Annotated in this window: 5 protein-coding genes; all 5 read left to right on the forward strand. The window is 48.8% G+C overall.

Annotated elements, in window-relative coordinates; translation table 11 throughout:
- Positions 1-53 precede the first annotated feature (53 nt).
- The 5 genes from BLW97_RS20495 (at position 54) to BLW97_RS16490 (ending at position 2,649) form a co-directional block, all read left to right on the forward strand.
- Positions 54-149 carry an SEL1-like repeat protein gene (locus BLW97_RS20495; protein ID WP_075323976.1) on the forward strand — a complete coding sequence of 32 codons (96 nt, stop codon included), beginning with the start codon at positions 54-56 and terminating at the stop codon, positions 147-149.
- A gap of 263 nt (positions 150-412) precedes the next feature.
- Complete coding sequence (gene dinB / locus BLW97_RS16475) at positions 413-1,558, forward strand: DNA polymerase IV (RefSeq protein WP_024894752.1); 1,146 nt, start codon at positions 413-415, stop codon at positions 1,556-1,558.
- Positions 1,559-1,665: 107 nt separating this feature from the next.
- On the forward strand, positions 1,666-1,965 hold the full coding sequence (locus BLW97_RS16480) for a hypothetical protein (RefSeq protein ID WP_024894751.1): 300 nt from the start codon (positions 1,666-1,668) through the stop codon (positions 1,963-1,965).
- A gap of 260 nt (positions 1,966-2,225) precedes the next feature.
- Entirely contained in the window at positions 2,226-2,438 is a 213-nt protein-coding gene (locus BLW97_RS16485) for a hypothetical protein (RefSeq protein WP_024894750.1), read from the forward strand.
- Positions 2,428-2,649, forward strand: coding sequence for a hypothetical protein (locus BLW97_RS16490; RefSeq protein ID WP_024894749.1), 222 nt, complete (start codon positions 2,428-2,430; stop codon positions 2,647-2,649). Before BLW97_RS16485 ends, BLW97_RS16490 begins: the two co-directional genes overlap by 11 nt.
- Positions 2,650-3,080 lie beyond the last annotated feature (431 nt).

The following is a 3,080-nucleotide window of genomic DNA, read 5'->3' on the forward strand; positions in this document are numbered from 1 at the left end:
ATATCTGGTTTCGTAAGTCGGCAGAATCCGGAAACGCCAATGGGGCTTTTCATCTGGCCTTCGCCTACAACTTCGGCGAGGGTGTACCAACCAACACGCATAAAGCCGTTTATTGGTGGCAACAATCTGCAAAAGATCGCAAGAAATGAGTCAGCTTTGTGCTCAAGCGTATCTTAAAAATCCTTGCGGTAGTTTTATTCGCGGCCTTCTGGGAATTCTGGATTGGTCATCAAGGCCACACCCATATAGAACGGCTTTTTGAGCCCAACAAGAGCCACTCCCCGCATATGGGCATCCCTCCCATTACTTACAGCAGCTTGTCAATGAGGTGACTTGGAGGTAACAAGACATCCTCCCCTCATGATTGGTTCCTGATAGAATTTAAGTAACTGAGGAGTGAGGAGACTGTTCATTGCCGAACCTGCTGACCGAGCCGATCACCAAAATTCGCAAGATCATTCATGTGGACATGGACGCGTTTTTCGCCGCTGTGGAGCAAAGGGACCATCCCGAACTCCAAGGGCAACCCGTCATCGTCGGCGGCGACCCGGCTGGTCGAGGTGTCGTGGCCACCTGCAGCTATGAAGCCCGTCGGTTCGGCATTCATTCCGCCATGACAGCCGCCCGCGCCCGGTCGCTCTGCCCGCAAGCGATTTTTGTCCGCCCCCGCATGGAGGCTTATCGGAAAGCCTCCCGTCAGGTCATGAATATCCTGCGGAGATATACCCCGCTTGTGGAACCTCTGTCACTGGATGAAGCTTTTCTGGATGTGACAGCGGCCACTGCCGATGGGGTCCTGGCGGTACAGATTGCCCGGGAGATTCGTTGGTGCATCCAACAGGAAACTGGTCTGACCGCCTCGGCAGGGGTATCTTACAACAAATTGCTGGCCAAACTCGCTTCCGATTGGCGCAAGCCCAATGGGCTTTTTGTGATCCCGCCTGAAAAGGGCCTGGACTTTCTGTCTCCCCTCCCCGTTGGCAAGCTCCACGGTGTAGGACCGGCCACGGTGAAAAAGTTGTCCACACTGGGTATCCATACCGTTCTGGATCTCCGAAATGCCGAAAGGGAAACATTGACCGCACAATTCGGGAAGACCGGTCTTTGGTTTTACGAGATTGCCCGAGGTATAGACAAGCGTCCCGTTCAACCCAGTCGCCAGCGAAAGTCCGTGGGCGCGGAGCGGACCTTCCCACAAAATATAAACGACCCGCAGATCATGCTGACCCATCTGCAGGAAATGGCGAGCCAGGTTTCCGCTCGCCTGATAACCGTGGGGCTGGCGGGACGCACTATCAGCATCAAGGTGCGCTTTTCTGATTTTGAAACAATCACAAGAGCCTATACCCATGCGCAGGCTGTTTGGCGCAAAGAAGATCTTATTGCCTGTCTGCCAGATTTGTTGGACAAGGCGCTTCCCGTTGAATCACAGCCATCTATCCGATTGCTGGGAGTATCCGTGAGTGGCATGCTCTGTTCAGAGGACTCTGCCACACATACTGGCCAGATGGATTTGCTGGAAGAAATCTTGGTGGAATCACGCGGCGTTAGGCGATAGTAAAAGATAACGGACGTTGCGATGTGGTTTGGCGTATTGTTTTTTAATGGCAAGGACCCAATGAAACGGCAGTAGATCGTTTAAAATTACTGCAGGAGAGATACAAAATGGATGGTGAAAATGAAAAAGATCGGGCGCAGTCGTCAATTCTGGAAATTGGGCTAGTCATGGAAAATGCTGAAGGTCAGCGGATCCCCGCGATACAGATGCGGCTCTATCCCATGGTTCAACAGGCCTTGCTGGAGGCTGTGGATCAGTTAAGGCACGATCCAGAACAAGAATATATCCGGGTCACACTGTATGGCACTGCAGAAAGGGGCGTGCAGATGGATTTTTCGCGGGAAGCTTTGTTAAATTTAGTGAGCACCATTCAGGAAAACCGATTGAAAAATATTGAAATACAGTAAAATATAGAGCAGTCATAGACATAAGCAGTATTAATATTTTGAAAACTTGATTAATTGGGATACCTATCGATTTATCATAAGGCATTTTTATAGAATCTATTATCTAATTATCGGGGGATCTCTGATCCAATCCTGTGTTTCTCGGGTGCATCTATCATTCCTGTTCCTTCTGCATGACAGAACTTTATGCATATTTTGCGGTCGAACGTTGGCGCGTTTAAGAATGTTTGGGCGTATTTGGCTTATTTAATGAGGTTATTATGAAGCTAGAGAAACTGTCCGATGGAAAACTCCAGTTAAGTATGACTAAGTCTGAGGCGGATAAGGTATCTGATGCGCTCCTCAAAAAAGCGGGAGAATTCAACCGGTCTACTTTGGACTTTGCCTATCTTTCCGCAGAGGCAGTACTTTCCATGGATAACAACTTCCGTCAACCAAAGTCGTTCTATCAAGGAGTATCTCATGCAGGTTAATGTTGAAGATAAGATGGTCGTAGCGACAATGAGCGAAAGAGAAGCTGGTAAGATTATGGAGTCCTTGGCTAGTTTGTCGTCGATACCGGCGGACTTGAAGACATTCCATGAGTTATTCAAAGGAATCAGTATTCCAGACAAGCGGCGAGGTGAGGTTCGGCATGAATGGGGTGATCCATTCGATATGGATCCGGATATTGGTCCGGCCTAACTGACAATATGTCGGTACCGTTATGTTACTGACCCGATTTTTCTGAACATTACTCTCCTTTTTATCATCTTTGAAGATGATTTGTGCCACAGGGGTAGGAAGCCCTTGTGGCACACTCTTTAGGACATCTACTGGCTTCGCTCAGTTGTTTCGGAAGCTGCCTAGAGATACCCCTGAAGAACGTGCATTCCATTCGCCTAGATACCACTATACACCCCCTTGAAATTTTACTGGAGCGTACCCATAAATTCTTCAGCCTGAGAGCAGGCTATGATTGTTAGAAGGTTATTGTCATAAGATGGAGGTATACACCATGGCTAAAGAAGTATCCCGTCCCACGGTTATGGATGTGCGTCCGACTGATCCACTGGAAGGCGTACTTGACACGTTTATGCCCGGATTCTTTTCCCCGGCATCTTTACGTAGACAAT

This window comes from Acidithiobacillus albertensis (assembly GCF_001931655.1).
Lineage (GTDB): Bacteria > Pseudomonadota > Gammaproteobacteria > Acidithiobacillales > Acidithiobacillaceae > Acidithiobacillus > Acidithiobacillus thiooxidans.

Coding starts and splice junctions, on each gene's coding strand:
- BLW97_RS16490 (WP_024894749.1), top strand. CDS start 2,428: ATGCAGGTTAATGTTGAAGATAAGATGGTCGTAGCGACAATGAGCGAA.
- BLW97_RS16480 (WP_024894751.1), top strand. CDS start 1,666: ATGGATGGTGAAAATGAAAAAGATCGGGCGCAGTCGTCAATTCTGGAA.
- BLW97_RS16485 (WP_024894750.1), top strand. CDS start 2,226: ATGAAGCTAGAGAAACTGTCCGATGGAAAACTCCAGTTAAGTATGACT.